The organism is Alteromonas oceanisediminis, assembly GCF_018474025.1.
In the GTDB taxonomy this organism is placed as follows: domain Bacteria; phylum Pseudomonadota; class Gammaproteobacteria; order Enterobacterales; family Alteromonadaceae; genus Alteromonas_E; species Alteromonas_E oceanisediminis.
This window is the reverse complement of record NZ_JAHCTA010000007.1, coordinates 12,649-27,887: the sequence shown is the minus strand read 5'-3', so window position 1 is coordinate 27,887 and position 15,239 is coordinate 12,649. Positions and strand designations below refer to the sequence as shown.

Genomic DNA, 15,239 nt, shown 5'->3' with positions numbered 1-15,239 from the left:
TAAGAATGATGAAAAGAATACTCGCATTATCTCTCGTTGCTGCTGCTGTGAGCAGTAGTGTTCACGCGGACGTACGTATTAACGGTTTCGCCAATTTGATTGGTGGTATCACTAGCAGCGATGACACGCTGTACGGTTACGATGACAACATCGGCTTTGGCGAAGAAAGCTTGTTTGCCATTCAAGTCAGTGGCGATATTAACGACCGTATGACAGCCACCGGGCAATTAGTGGCACGTGGTTCAGACGATTACGAAGTGGATTTTGAGTGGGCCTATCTCACTTTCGAAGCGACCGACAACACCAATATTTCCGCTGGTCGATTCCGCTTACCGCTGTTTCGTTATTCAGCGTCACTGGATGTTGGCTATTCGTACCATTGGGTGAATGCACCAAGGTCGGTCTATTCAGTGCCTTTCAATAACCTTGATGGGTTACGCGTGGATTACTCTAACTACGCAGGTGACTGGGAATATAATTTACAGTTGTCCGCCGGTACGATCGATAACGATTTTACAACCGCTGGACAGGACGCTAACTTCAAAGGTGATAATGTCATCGTATTGAGTGCTGAAGCACAATACGAAGCACTGAAATTACGCGGTGTTATTGGCCGTGCAAAGAGCACGGTTGATGTTCCAGCGCTTGCGCCTGCAATCGGTCAGCTGCGTTCAATTTCTCCAGAACTTGCTGATTTAGTCGAGTTTGAAGACGACACCGGTGAGTTCTTGGGTTTTGGGGTTGAGTACGACGCGTTTGACTGGTTTGTCAGTGCGGAAGTGACCAGTATCGAAGCTACGGATTCATACAATCCGGATACGATTGCGTACTACGCAACAGCAGGCATTCGCTATGGCAAGTGGACGCCCTCATTAACGTACGAAGCGACTGATGCAGACGATGGTCCAAAATTACTTGACCGTGTTGCAGGCTTTCCAGCGCCGTTTCAAGGGCCGTTGACACAGCTTCTGGTGGGGATCCAACAATCTTTTGTCGAGAAGAATGACACAATAACTGCGGGTGTTCGTTATGACTACGACACTAACGTGGCTTTCAAAGCCGATGTTAGTAAATACACTGACGATATTGATGAAAGTAGCGATGCCACGTTGGTTCGCTTCGCGGTAAACTACGTGTTTTAAAGTCACTAGCAAGTGTTGAAAACCGAGTCTTGCGTTAGCGACTCGGTTTTTTTGTGCTTGCGCGCGGTTAAAAACTGAACTATTTTGTGCATTCTTATCAGCTCAGCGGTATGAGCTTTTTACTTCAAAAAGGAGCAAGGAATGCGGATTTCGCGAACACACCTATTATCACTTTCGTTTGTCCTGTTGAGTGCAGGAGCAACAGCACAATCGTTTGAACAGGCAACCGTCGCCGTGTGCGACAAAATGAAAACCTGCGCATTAAAACAAATGGGGCAGGAAGAGGACTTAACTCCGCAAATGCGTCAAATGATAGAAGGCATGATCGCGGGCATGTGCGACAACGTTATGGATTTTAGTCAGATTGAAACACATGCTGAGCTCCACAAACCCGCCGCGGCGTGTTTACAATCAATGGCGGCACTCAGCTGTGAAGAGCTTGAAGAGGATGTTTCCACAACCGAGTGCGAGGCTTACGAAGACGTGGCCGAAGATTATTGATGTCAGTATTAAGACACGCCGGTTGAGCCAAAGCCACCTTCACCGCGTTGGCTTTGGCCAAATTCGTCAACGATAGTGAAGTCTGCCTGTACCACTGGAACAAAAACGAGTTGCGCAATACGGTCACCCGCCGAAATTGAAAATGCCTCCGCACTACGATTCCAGCAGGAAATAAACAGCTGGCCCTGATAATCTGAATCAATCAGGCCGACTAAATTCCCTAACACAATGCCCTGCTTATGACCGAGACCCGATCGCGGCAGAATGGTCGCCGCCAATGAATTATCGGCAATGTGTATGGCAATGCCGGTGGGGATCAATAGCGTTTGATTTGGCGCGATGCTGACGGTCTCATCGACGCAAGCCCGCAAATCCACGCCAGCTGATCCTTCTGTTGCGTAACTGGGCAATGGAATACTATCGCCAATGCGAGGGTCGAGGATTTTAAGTTCAATCGGCTGCTTGCTGGTCGTCATATCAATGTTCCGCTTCACAAAAAGGCGCAGGGATTCTACCTATTCGCCACCGCAATGAACAGCGCCTTGTGCTTATCAAAGAGTATAAATCAGAGCCACGTTACGTCGCACAGTCTGAAGGCATTGTGCACCAAATTGCGACAGTCGATAAGAAAAAATTTGATACGTAGTTAACAAAAATCTTTTTTAAACAATGGCTTAGTACAATGGCACAAGGGTTGCTTTTACTAGGTCGTTAACGAGTACTTTGGTCGCGTTGATGGGTAAGCGATACCAGGCAACGTCGTTTACCGGGAGTGGCCTTTGTGTTCATAACCTTGATCGCGCTGTTTTGAACGTGTCCTCAAAACAGCGCGATTTTTTTCATGCTCTCACGCGGCAATTCTTTTGCTTTGACGCGTTATCACGTAGTCTTGTGCTATCTAAACCAGTAACAGATGGTGTTGTGCTCAGGCTATATCCCTCCAATAAACTAGAACATCTTGTCTCTTTGCTAGCGTCTGTGCGCGAGCATGTGAAAGGCGCCGATGCGCAGTCGCCGTTGCGCAGTGATATTATTCTGGTCGAAAGCTTAGGTATGCAACATTGGTTAAATATGACATTGGCGCGCCAACATGGCATCGCGATGAACATTCAATATCCGATGCCAACACGGTTTATGTGGAATGTTGCCAGAGCAGTGCTGGGTGACCAGCGGGTACCAAAGCAATCGCCTTACAAACGTGAGGTGTTGTGCTGGCGAATTTATGCCTTACTCACAACACCCAACCTGTTAACCGAGCAAAAGATACCTGCGGTTGCTGACTATTTTTCCCGTGTTGCAACGCCGGTGAGCAAGCTTGATACCCCCTATTTGCGTCGGCAAGGTGCGGCACAAAGTGCGGTCAAACAGTTACAGTTTTCTCGCGCACTGGCTGATGTTTACGAGCAGTATATGCTCTACCGCCCAGACTGGTTAGCAGCCTGGGAAGCCGGCCACAGTGTAGCGCCGTCCGAAGGATTATCTGCCAGCGATGAGCAATGGCAGGCAGCCATATGGCGTTTGCTGGTTCAGCAACAGCCTTTGCACCCGGCGATGCTGCACCGGCAAGCGATTGATGCATTGACGGCGACCGATAAAATGGCACAGCCGGCGTTGCCAGAACATCTTTATGTGTTCGCGATCAATACCATGGCTCCTCAGTTAGTGGCGTTTTTGGATGCGCTGGCGAACCATTGCGACATTCATGTGTTTCATCTCAATCCGTGCGTGAATTACTGGGGCGACTTCCAAACCGATAAGCAATCGATGCGTACTTCATTGGCCACTGAGTTGGCGCGATGGGGAGATGAACGCACACAAAACCCACTGTTGGCCAACATGGGGCAACAGGGTAGGGACTTGTTTACGCTGCTCAATGCGTTGCCTAATTTTGAAGTAAGCGCCTTTGAAGCACCGTTGCCCAGTGACGCGAGTCACAGTGAGTCAGCACCATCCGGTTCGCTGCTCAATACGTTGCAACAAGCCATTTTTGAAGGCGTTGTCGTGCCTGATACAGGCACTACACAATTTGCGCAGTGCCCTTCTGTCACCGTCGTAAAAGCGCACAGCGCGCTCAGGGAATTGCAGGGTTTGCATGATTTTTTGTTAGCAGAGATGCAGCACAACCCATCGATTAAACCACACGATATTGTCGTTATGTGCCCTGCTATTGAAGATTATGCGCCGTTTATCCCTGCTATTTTTCAGTTGGGTCAGCGCCGCTTCACTTCGTCATCGCATCGCCAAGAGGGGGTAAGGATCCCCTGCTCGATTGCAGATAGAACACCGTTGGATAGCTTACCTGAGGTGTCAGCATTTTTAAGTTTGTTAACGTTACCGGATAGCCGTTTCAGCGTCACCGATATTATCGCTTATCTGCGCTTACCGGCTATCCAGAACAAGTTTGCAATCAATGACGACGAATTAACCCTCATAAACCATTGGTTGTCTCGTGCCAATATTCGATGGGGGCTGAGCGGTGAACACAAGCAACAGTTTGTTACTGGAGCACAGGCAGAGCCATCGCACAGTTGGTCGTGGGGATTAGAGCGTCTATTGGTGGGGTTTGCACAATGTGATGCACAGATGATGCAAAATGAACTACTCACCGTTCCAGACGCAGAAGGAAAACAGGCAGAAACCTTGGGTAAACTCTGTTGGTTATTAGAGCAATTGAGTCGCTATGCCGACCAGTTGCTGGCTCAGCGCAGCGTGCCCGAATGGCAGCGATATTTGCGTCAACTTCAGCAAAGTTTTCTTGCAGAAACGCAGGATAACCAATTCATTCTTGCTCAGATCGAACGTGTGATTGGCACCTCGGTGGAACACGTGAATGCCGCCGGATACAATGACAAAGTGCCGCTAAGTATTATGCGTGATGCACTGAATCACAATTTCGCCACCCCAGACGCGATCAATCAGTTTATGACGGGGCAGGTGACTTTTTGTTCGATGCAACCCATGCGCAGTATCCCGTTCAAAGTCATCGCGTTACTGGGGCTGAATGACGGTGAATTTCCGCGCGTTTCTACGCCGTTTTCAATCGACTTAATGCAATCTGCGTCTCGTCGACTGGGTGACCGATCCCGTCGGGGTGATGACCGTTATCTGTTTTTAGAGTCGATCATATCTGCGCGTCACCGACTGTATTTAAGCTATCAGGCGAGTAGCGTTAAAGACAACAGCGAACGTCAGCCAAGTCTGGTGCTCAGAGAATTATGTGACTACATACGCAGTGCATTTTCACATCCACAAAACGCGGCCGCTCCTGTTCGTACGTACACATTACCACTGCATCCATTCAATACTGAACATTTCGCCGCATCACCAGCCTTGGCCATTCCCAGTTTTGATCCGGGCTGGTTACGTTTGGCCAATACCATTCAACAACCACAACAATCTACTCAACAGGCTGAATATCGGCTAGATGTTGATATGGCAGAAGACTTATCGATCATGGACATCACGCGAGCTTTGCACGACCCATTACGCTGTTTTGCGAACAAGTCGCTGGGATTGTATTTAGATGATCGCACGCCTGACCTGCTTGATAGCGAACCCTTTGCCATCGATACGCTGGGTCGCTATCGCGTTTTATCAGCCATGGTTGAGCATGCTCAGACGCAGCAAGAGAGCACTGAAATAGATCCTCTACGCTGGTTTATTGCTGATGGCATGATCCCGAGCGACAGTCTATCAATCGCAGAAGTAGAGAGCTGGCAGCATACCGCGACGCTATTGGCGAATACGGTGTCTGAACTTAAGCCTGAATATCACGCTTTACGCTACGATATGAAGGGCGTTCAGATAACCGGCAATGTGTATTATGCTGCCCCCAATGAGCATACTGACTCGCTGACGTTAATCGCGCATCAGGTCACTGAAGTCAGGGCACATCATCAAGTGAACTATAGATTGGCACAAATGCTAACCGCCTTGAGCACGGGTCAATCATGCCGTGCATTAGTGTTTGATATTGAAGAGAAGCAAGGCAATCTTAGTGTTCGCCAAGCAGCATACCCTGAGGTGACACCAGAGCACGCCTTTCATCAGTTAGAGGCGACTCTATCGGCTTATGCTAACGTGCTACAAGCCCCTCAGTTATTACATTGTGAGTTGGGCAAAGCGCTGGTCGATTCGGTACGTCATTTAGACGCTGAGGCATCACACAACACGACAATCACACTTGCCGACGCGTGGCAGAAGTTGATGACTGATGAGCGTTCGCCACTGCTTCGCAGTGCTTATTTCGAATGGTTTTTTACGCAAGCACCTGAGTTTGATGAGCAGGCAGCCTATGCGTTGCTGTCGCTATACGACACCCTATATCCAACGTTGGGTAGGCGCTCAAAAGTGAAGGAATCCTGATGGCACGTTTACATCAGCCACTGAATGTTGCCACTACGCCCTTAAGTGGCCAGCATTTGATTGAGGCCAGTGCGGGAACCGGCAAAACTTACAATATTACCCGCTTGTATTTGCGCCTCATTCTCGAGGCCGATTTAAGCGTGACGCAGATATTGGTGATGACCTTTACCAATGCTGCGACACAAGAACTTCGTGGCCGCCTGACCGAAACGCTGCGCTCGGCACTGACCTTTTGGCAGCGTGCCACAAGCACGACAATACAGGACGCAGAGCCTGTGCTTGTTGCGTTGTACCAGAAAGTTCCGACGGAAATTGCCATTCAGCGCTTGTCTCTGGCGCTGGTTGAAATGGACGAAGCGGCCATATTCACGCTGCACGGATTTTGCCACCGAGTGCTCAAACAAATGGCGTTTGGTGCGGGAAAACCGCTTCAGTTCGCGCTACAAAATGACCAGACTCATGTGGTGCAGCGCTGCACTGAAGACTGGTTTAGAGTGATCCGCAACGATGTTGCGAAAATGACTTTATTAAGGCAGCAACACTGGCATACGCCCACGGCCTTTTTACACACATTCCAACATTTGATTTATGGCACAGAGCCGGTGGTGATCCCCACGCCCGAAGTGCTGTATCAGGACTACCAGCAACAACTGACTAACTATGTCGCGTCGCGTGCAGACGAGTTCCGCCATCACCTAGACACATTGAAGGCCCATCAAACGGCGGTACACCATGCGATTGTTCACGGTCATCAGGATGAAGAGAGTCGCCTTGAAGAATGGTCAATACTGCTTGATTGGTTGAGGCGTGGAGCGGATGCGCAAAGCGACGTAATAGCGGTACCCACTGAGGTTGGGCTATTTCTCAACGGCAATCGCTATCGTACAAAGCCGGACGCTAAAGCAGTCCTTAAGCCAATCGCCGAACTGCGCACGTCACTGAAAAAAGATGCCGACAAGCTGGCCGGTGTTTATCAGGCAACACTTGATGCCGCTGCCGTCTATGAATGTGTAGCTGAAGGAGTGAGTAACATCCAACAGCAGGTGCGAAGTGCCAAGCAAATGAATGCGGAACTGTCATTCGACGATTTGATCGCGCTATTGACGCACGCTGTTCAGCACGATGCTCACGTAGCGACGGCCCTCAGAACGCAATTCCCAGCTGCCCTTATCGATGAATTTCAAGATACCGATGCCCAGCAATACACTATTTTGCGCCACGTTTATACAGGCTTTGAGGTGGCTGAACTGCCAACGCCAGACACGCCCTTGTTGATGATGATTGGCGATCCTAAACAAGCGATTTATGGGTTCCGTGGTGGCGATATCTTCACCTATTTGAAAGCGCGTGATGATGCGCAGTATGTGTGGTTGATGGACACCAACTGGCGCTCTGTCGCTAATATGGTCAGTGCGTACAATCGCTTGTTCTGGGGCGACGCGGTTTCTGGTAACGCTGCAGATGTATTTGGTTTTGGCATCGAGTACGAGTTAATTCAGTCCACGCCACACTCAGCAGCAGCAAAGCGCCCGTTGCAGGATCCGCTGTCGCAGCAGCGCGAAGCAATGAGCTGTATTTTGTCACCTCAGTTAGAAAACGAAGAAGGCACAATCGGGCAGCAAAAACAACAGCATCATGTCGCACTCTCAAAATGGTGCGTGTTAGAAATTAAGCGTTTACTCGCTGAGGTCAGTCTCGGAGAAAGGCCCGTGCGGCCGTCAGACATTGCGATTTTAGTGCGCGGTCGGCACGAAGCTGAACGGATTGGCGCTCATTTGCGAACGGTGGGATTAAATGCGGTGTATTTAAGCGACCGAACCCCATTGTTTGAAAGCCAACAGGCGCACGAGTTATTACGCGTTTTAAACGGTATCTGGCTTTGTCAGAATGACAGTGAGTTGATTCGGGCATTGTCCAGCGATTTATTAGGTATCAGCGCTGAGCGTCTTGCTGCGATGCACCGTGATCCCTTACACGGTAATTGGTCTGAATTGCGCAGCATGTGCATCGAACTGCGCCAGTTGTGGTTAGATAAAGGCACGATGGCGCTGCTGTTTGAGTTGATACGTGAGCACTTTACACCGCATGTGAATGGGGAACGAGCGCTGACCAACCTGATGCATTTGACTGAAATTCTGGAGCAAATGGCGCGGGAGCAAGCTCATCCGCTGCAAGTGATCCACTGGTTGCGGGGGCAAATCAATGCGCCTGATATTGATGAACAGTATGAGCAACGTTTGGAGAGCGACGCGGGTCTTGTCAAAATCATCACGCAGCATAAATCCAAGGGGCTTGAATACCCGTTTGTATTTTTACCTTACGCCTCGGACTACAGAGATCCGACCAAGCAGGGACCGGCAACTAAACATATTTTCACCCTTTATGATCCTGAGCTGGGTCAAAGGGTGACGCAATGCGGCGCAACACATCGCTCATTGAGACTGTTAGCTGAACAGGAGCACGCTGAGAACATGCGTTTACTGTACGTTGCCGTAACACGCGCTGAATACCGGTGCTACGTTGGCATTGCTGATACAGATACCAGTCGGCTGTCGGCGTTTGGTGCGGCGGTTTATGCCACGCAAGATGCGCAAAAGAGCTGGCAGGATGTGTTAAGTTCACTGTGTGCGGAGCCAGGATCTGGGTGGACGTGCACGGCGGTTTCAGCGTTACCTGAACCGGCCTCAAGTAACACAGTGTCACTCGAGCAGGAGGCATTAATACCACGTCTTTTTAACGGCGACTTGCGCAGCGGTTGGCACATACATTCATTTAGCGGCCTTATTCGCAGCAGTGCTTCCGTCTCGCTTCTGCAACGGGAAGCGGAGAACATCGATACGGCAGACGCGAGCGCAATGTCATCGCTGCAAGACATCTCACCAGTATGGACAGCGGACGCACGCTTTGTGTTTGCCAAGGGCGCGTCGGCGGGTAACTTTTTACATGATGTGCTGGAAAATACAGATTTTATGGCACCAGATTGGCAGGCGCTTTTACTGCATACGAATGCGCATTACGGCGTGATGGCGCACGATCAATCTGATGCGACGATAGCGTGGCTGGACAGCGTATTACACACTGATATTGTGTTGCCAACGGGTGACATGGTGAACCTCGCTCAATTGACACCAGCGCAGACGTTACGCGAAGCCGAGTTTTATTTTCCGCTTAAGCAGGTGAGTGTGGAAAAAGTCATGACGTTGTTGGCTCAGCATCGCCAACGGCAAATTGAAAAAGGGCTCATCGCTTCAGAGGCAGCGCCACCTGCGCCACAGCTAAGTATGGCGCAACTGGAGGGGTTGCTGCACGGTTTTATCGACTTGATTTTCGAGCACAATGGGCGCTACTACGTTGCCGATTACAAATCTAATTTCCTCGGCGATCACTTTAATGCCTATCTTCCGGCTGAACTGGCAGCAAGTAGTATGTCACACGGCTATGACTTACAGTATTTGTTATACAGCGTAGCATTGCATCGCTACTTGCAAGCCATGTTGCCTGATTATCGGGTAGGCACGCATTTCGGTGGCGTTGTGTATTTGTATTTACGCGGTATGCACCCGCACAATCAACATCAACAGGGCGTTTTGTCGGTCGAAATCGATGAGCCTCTGTTGACTGAGCTAGACAAGGCATTTTCAAATGACGCTGTTTGATTTAAAAGCGACGCCGTTTGAATCATTTTATGCGGCCACGCAATCGCTGGAAGGCATCGTGCCGATCGACTATTTTTTTGCGCAGGCTGTGAATCAACGTCTGGTACACGAACCGCAGTCTGCTGCGAGTCGTCACCATTGCTTCATGCTGCTTTTGGCACTGAGCGCCGCTCAACGTCAGGGGCATAGTTGTTTGTCGTTGCAAGCAATCGCAGAGCAAACGTTATGGCGTAATGACGACAAACCTGGCTATTCGTTTGGCGTTTTGGATGCGCTTCGTGAGCATGCTGCACACCTGCAACGTCATCTGCCGTCACCCGCGTGCATCGTATTGGACGATGATCATCTGTTCACGACACGTTTCTGGACCTTCGAGCAACACATTCTACAGGGACTCAGAGCCAGAAATGTGCTGATTGAAAAACCGCTTATCCACCAAAGTGCTCTGCAATCAGTGTGGCCCTGTTTATTTCCACCCAATGCTGACATGCATCCAGCCGCTATCGATTGGCAACAGGTCGCAGTTGCCCTCGCTGTGCATCAGCGCTTTTTTATCCTGACCGGGGGGCCGGGTACTGGCAAAACTTACACCGTTGCACGCTTACTATTAGCCCTACACGTAGCTTCAGGTCAAGAGTTGCATATTGGCTTAGCCGCTCCCACAGGCAAAGCTGCTCAGCGCTTGAGTGACTCACTGCAAAGCAGTTTCAAAAATCTTGATATCGATGACAGCTCGCCTCTTAAGCGCGCTATGCAGCGTGTTCCGATGCAGGCGCAAACCGTCCATCGCCTACTCGGATTACAGGAAACATCACTGGCAGCAAAATATCATGAGACCAATCCACTTCCACTTGATGTGTTGATAGTGGATGAGAGCTCAATGCTAGATGTTGCGCTATTTGCTCGGCTTATCCGTGCGTTATCACCAACGTGCCGCTTGATACTGGTGGGCGATGCACAACAACTACCCTCGGTTGAGGCTGGTAATGTGTTGGCACAACTGATGCCTGTTGAGGGCGCGGTGAACCAATTTTTACCCGCGCAAATAGACAATATACAGGCGCTGGTGCAGTGCGACATGATACCACAACACACCGAATCCAAAACGATAGGTTATAGCGTTAGCTTGCAAGGCTCGCGGCGTTTTGGCGGTGCGCTGGCGCAACTGGCAAGTCGAGTTAATCAACCTGCACAGGCGAGTGTATCGCCTTCGTCATGGGAGCTGCTAGAAACGCTTAGCGATGTAACCGACAGCGGTATCAAGCGACTCCCCAACAGTGCGTTATCGCTTGCAGTGGAAAACTGGATCGACGAACACTTTCTGCCGCTGTGCCGGATGACAGTGATTGATCAGGCGCTAAACAGCTTAAGCCGATTCAATGTGTTATGTGCGCTGCGGCAGGGCGACTATGGTGTTGAGTCGCTGAATACATTGATTGAACAACGGCTTCGTCAGCGACTGGGAATTTTGCATCACCAAGCGTTTCACGGTCAGCGCCTAATGATCACCCGCAACCTACCGGCATTGGGCTTATTCAATGGTGACATCGGACTGGTTTGGAATCATGGTAACGCGCAAACGGGCCAGCTGTCCCTCTGTTTTGCGGCCAGTGCGGGTAAACCGATGCGGCAATTCGACCTGCAAAGGATCACGGCGGTAGACAGTGTGTTTGCCATGACCATACACAAGTCACAAGGATCTGAGTTCGACCACGTGGCCGTGGTGCTTCCTGAGCAGGGCGCTGAGCAATTGCTGGGAAGAGAGCTGTTGTATACCGCCATTACCCGCAGTAAGGGTAAGCTCACGCTAGTGTGTGACAAACCTGTGTTTGAACGCACCGTCGCTCAATCATCGCAGCGCTGGTCTGGGATCTCGGCAGACAAAATCAGTGAGGGATAAACAGGCCCTAGGTCGTTTCTGGTTATTTGCGCACAGCATAGGTATAGTCGAGAGCGCTGCACCGTCGCATGAGTGCCGTCAACAAATTAAGATGAGGGTTTAACGTGGGTTTACAACGTGGAATGACGCAGAGACTAATCAGCGCGCTGACACTGATTAATCTGATAATACTAAGCACCGCCAGTTGGGCAAAAACTATCGAGGAATTTACCCTCGGTATGACGGCGCAGGACGGGTTTATCCCAATTTACTATGACGGCACAGAAGATAAAGTCTATTTAAAAATCAGCGCTATCGATTCTCCTCTTATTTTCCAGAGCAGCTTGCCTCAAGGCGTCGGGTCAAATGATATCGGTCTGGATCGCGGTCAACTTGGTGCAACGCGCTTAGTTGAGTTCGCCCGCTTTGGCAACAAAGTGTTGCTTAAACAGCTCAATACCCACTACCGCGCAGGCAGTGGCAACCTAGCTGAGCAAGCCAGTATTGATGAAGCGTTTGCTGATGCCGTGATTGCCGGATTGCCAGTAGTTGCTGAGAGCACCGGTGCGGTGTTGGTTGATTACACTGAATTTTTAGTCAGTGATATTCATGGAATAAGCAACCGCTTAACCACCACAAAACAGGGAGAGTTTAAGCCTGATCCGAAACGCAGTGGTGTCTATCTACCGCGCACTAAATCGTTTGTGAAAAACACCGAGTTGGAAGCCTTAGTCACCTTTGCGGGTAAGAAACCGGGTGAGTATGTGCGCCAGGTATCGCCGGAGCCTGAAATCATCTCAGTGCATTTACATCACTCTTTCATTGAGCTTCCTGACGATCAATACCAGCCACGTCAGTTCCATCCGTTTTCGGGGTTTTGGAAACATAGCTATATGGATTACTCAGTTCCCATTGATGAACCCATGGAGCAGAAGCTGATCCCTCGGCATCGATTACAGAAACAAAACCCACAGGCAGAATCCAGCCCTGCGGTTGAACCCATCGTATATTATCTTGACCCGGGTATACCCGAACCCGTGATGAGTGCGTTGAAGGATGGTGCATTGTGGTGGAATGAAGCGTTTCAGGCCATTGGTTATGAGCAGGCGTTTCAGGTCAAAGTGTTACCAGAGGACGCAGACCCAATGGATGTGCGCTACAACGTGATCCAGTGGGTACATCGTGCGACGCGCGGTTGGTCTTACGGCACCTCAGTGATTGACCCACGCACTGGCGAAATTATTAAAGGCCACGTAACGCTGGGCTCGTTGCGCGTGCGTCAGGATTATCTGATCGCATTGGGGCTAACCAGTCCGTTTGTGAATGGCAATACCGATACCTCGGCCCAGAAAGAGATGGCGCTAGCGCGAATTCGTCAACTTTCAGCCCACGAAGTAGGCCACACCTTAGGCATTGCGCACAATTTTGCTGCATCTGAATACGGGCGCGGCTCGGTGATGGATTACCCACACCCCAAAGCAACCATTGTCGATGGCAAAATTCAGTTGGATGATGCCTACGCAGTGGGCATGGGAGCGTGGGATTTTCATACAGTTGCTTATGGATATCAGGATTTCGCCACGTCCACAGATGAGAAAGCCGCTCTCGACAGGTTGATTGCACAGGCGCATGAAAATGGCTATCGCTATAAATCTGACCCCGATTCTCGTTCACCTATGCACCCCGGTGCAGACGGACATCTTTGGGATAATGGAGCGGATCCGGTTGAGGAGTTCAAGCGCATCGCGCAGGTTCGCCAATTCGCTTTAGCACGTTTTGGTGTCGATACCCTGCCTGAGGGTACGCCCTTATCAGCACTGGAAGAAACCTTGGCACCGTTGTACTTTGCCCATCGTTACCAACTCGATGCAGTGGCTAAGCATATTGGCGGCGTGGAATATTCTTACGAAGTGAAGACAGAAAAAGAGCCGCAGGGCCAAACCGTGGTGAATGCCGCGTCACAGCAACGGGCCCTAGACGCGCTGTTGGAAAGCCTTTCGCCTACGTTTTTGGCGCTACCCGAACACATCACGCAACTGATCATTCCGAAAGTGTATGGTTCATCGCGCTCAAGGGAGTCCTTCAACGGGCGTACTGGTTTGATGTTCGATCCGGTTTCCGCTGCTGAGGCCGCCAGTGCTTATTCCGTTAGATTAATGCTTGCGCCGCAGCGCCTCAATCGCCTGACGTGGCAACATTCACTGAATGACGATGTACCGTCGGTGAGTAGCGTGGTTAATCAACTAATTGAATCTACCTGGAAGCGCTCCCGTCGAGACTCAAACGTCATTGCGCAGCGTGTCAAGTTGGTCGTTTTGGATGGCTTAATGGACACGGTGATGGATGAGGCGCTTAGCCCTGAAAACCGTCTTGTGATTGAGGGTAATTTGCTCAATTTTACGCAATGGTTAAAGCGCAACGACGATACGGTCGCCGATAAAGCGTTACTCAATCATTTAAACCGTTACTGGCAAACCGGCGAATGGTTGGGTGGGTTTGACGCGAAAGCCATGCCGCCGGGGTCACCTATTTAGGTTACTTGGCGGTACTCAGTGAAGCATTTGTATAACTGGGTACCGCTGAGCACCGACGCTGATGGGAAATGTAGGATTGGGATCAAGTCGCAGGGCGCGGAAATCAGTTCCACCGCACGCTCGTTTTCCAGTTCATCAACGTTGAGTACTTTGGCTAGGCAATCGCCTTGCTTTACCGGGGTTCCCGGTTTAGCGCAATATTCCACAATGCCACCCATTTGGGTAAATAGCGTCTTATAGTTAGCCAATTCAGTGGCGTAGCGCGGCATTTTTTTTGGCGTGACGTGGGCGTCGATGAGCACATTTCGACTGTTCAAATAACTTAAAATCCCTTGTGCATCTTCCTCACCTTCGCTGAAATTCACCACCTCTTGCGATCCCATTTCGACAGTAAATGCTTCCACACCAAAATCAAACTGGCGCTGGTGTTTTTTCGATAACGACTCTGACAACGTCCACCACGGGCAAAACGTTGCTTCATCCAGCGCTCCGGCAAAGGTGTTTGGAATATAGATGATATGAGGAATATTAAAATGCGTAGCGGCCGCTTCGGCGTACTCGGGTACATACAAGTGCCTACTTGAAACGGGTCCATTATGTAAATCAAGCACGATGTCGGCATTGGCTGCGACCAACTGAAGTTTGAGGTTGAGTTGATTGGCCAGCCCTAATCCCCAATCATTGCTCATCCGCCGCTGTAAGCCTTGTAGTAAATGTGCACGAAAGCGTTGTTTGATTGACTGGATGGACTCTTCCGCACCCACAGTGCGCGCGAACTTGAGCACGGCATCTCGATCATAAAAATAGCCACGATTCCAATTGGTACCGTTAACGGGATCAAAGCGACCGAGTGTATATTCACCGGCTTTGATGTTGGTGCCGACCGGATTGCAGTTTGGCACGAGAATGATTTCACCGCGAATAGGTAAGCTTTTTAGCAGTTGGATCAAGTGGTAGATCACCACGTTACCCTGTACTTCAGCGCCGTGGATCGAGCTTTGAATATACACAACAGGGCCATGCTGTTTGCCAATGAAACGATAGACAGGCACCTGCATACTTCGTCCTGAAGCATTTTTAGCAACCACTAAGTAGTCTTTGTGAAACTCATTGATCATGGACTTCTGCTCACCTGCCAGTAAATGCCGGTAGTGTAAGGTGT

At 50.1% G+C, this 15,239-nt stretch carries 8 protein-coding genes; 6 read left to right on the top strand and 2 right to left on the bottom strand.

Translation table 11 applies throughout. From position 1 onward, the window contains the following. The first annotated feature begins 5 nt into the window (after positions 1-5). Both KIU71_RS13075 and KIU71_RS13070 read left to right on the top strand, forming a co-directional pair. Entirely contained in the window at positions 6-1,142 is a 1,137-nt protein-coding gene (locus KIU71_RS13075) for a porin (RefSeq protein WP_214131744.1), read from the top strand. Between the two features lie 141 nt (positions 1,143-1,283). After that, the gene (locus tag KIU71_RS13070) at positions 1,284-1,643 is read left to right on the top strand and encodes a hypothetical protein (protein ID WP_214131743.1); all 360 of its coding nucleotides are present in this window, start codon (positions 1,284-1,286) and stop codon (positions 1,641-1,643) included. Positions 1,644-1,651: 8 nt separating this feature from the next. On the opposite strand, the gene dut is transcribed toward KIU71_RS13070, so the two are convergent. Then, positions 1,652-2,119, bottom strand: coding sequence for a dUTP diphosphatase (gene dut, locus KIU71_RS13065; RefSeq protein WP_214131742.1), 468 nt, complete (start codon positions 2,117-2,119; stop codon positions 1,652-1,654). Between the two features lie 415 nt (positions 2,120-2,534). Between dut and recC the strand changes: the two genes are divergently transcribed. From recC to KIU71_RS13045, 4 genes are all read left to right on the top strand, one after another. Further along, positions 2,535-6,008, top strand: a complete 3,474-nt coding sequence (gene recC, locus KIU71_RS13060; protein WP_214131741.1) for an exodeoxyribonuclease V subunit gamma — start codon at positions 2,535-2,537, stop codon at positions 6,006-6,008. Next, positions 6,008-9,664, top strand: coding sequence for an exodeoxyribonuclease V subunit beta (gene recB, locus KIU71_RS13055; RefSeq protein ID WP_214131740.1), 3,657 nt, complete (start codon positions 6,008-6,010; stop codon positions 9,662-9,664). The genes recC and recB overlap by 1 nt, the downstream gene beginning before the upstream one ends. Then, on the top strand, positions 9,651-11,564 hold the full coding sequence (gene recD / locus KIU71_RS13050; protein ID WP_214131739.1) for an exodeoxyribonuclease V subunit alpha: 1,914 nt from the start codon (positions 9,651-9,653) through the stop codon (positions 11,562-11,564). The genes recB and recD overlap by 14 nt, the downstream gene beginning before the upstream one ends. A gap of 122 nt (positions 11,565-11,686) precedes the next feature. Continuing rightward, positions 11,687-14,077 carry a zinc-dependent metalloprotease gene (locus tag KIU71_RS13045; RefSeq protein WP_214131738.1) on the top strand — a complete coding sequence of 797 codons (2,391 nt, stop codon included), beginning with the start codon at positions 11,687-11,689 and terminating at the stop codon, positions 14,075-14,077. Here KIU71_RS13045 and KIU71_RS13040 read toward each other — a convergent pair. Then, positions 14,074-15,195: a succinylglutamate desuccinylase/aspartoacylase domain-containing protein gene (locus tag KIU71_RS13040; RefSeq protein ID WP_214131737.1), complete on the bottom strand. Its 1,122-nt coding sequence runs from the start codon at positions 15,193-15,195 to the stop codon at positions 14,074-14,076. The genes KIU71_RS13045 and KIU71_RS13040 overlap by 4 nt on opposite strands. Positions 15,196-15,239: the final 44 nt, after the last annotated feature.

Bases quoted from the DNA above. Each gene is read 5' to 3' on its own strand.
- KIU71_RS13075 (WP_214131744.1), top strand. From the start codon at position 6: ATGATGAAAAGAATACTCGCATTATCTCTCGTTGCTGCTGCTGTGAGC.
- KIU71_RS13070 (WP_214131743.1), top strand. From the start codon at position 1,284: ATGCGGATTTCGCGAACACACCTATTATCACTTTCGTTTGTCCTGTTG.
- dut (WP_214131742.1), bottom strand. From the start codon at position 2,119: ATGACGACCAGCAAGCAGCCGATTGAACTTAAAATCCTCGACCCTCGC.
- recB (WP_214131740.1), top strand. From the start codon at position 6,008: ATGGCACGTTTACATCAGCCACTGAATGTTGCCACTACGCCCTTAAGT.
- recD (WP_214131739.1), top strand. From the start codon at position 9,651: ATGACGCTGTTTGATTTAAAAGCGACGCCGTTTGAATCATTTTATGCG.
- KIU71_RS13045 (WP_214131738.1), top strand. From the start codon at position 11,687: ATGACGCAGAGACTAATCAGCGCGCTGACACTGATTAATCTGATAATA.
- KIU71_RS13040 (WP_214131737.1), bottom strand. From the start codon at position 15,195: ATGATCAATGAGTTTCACAAAGACTACTTAGTGGTTGCTAAAAATGCT.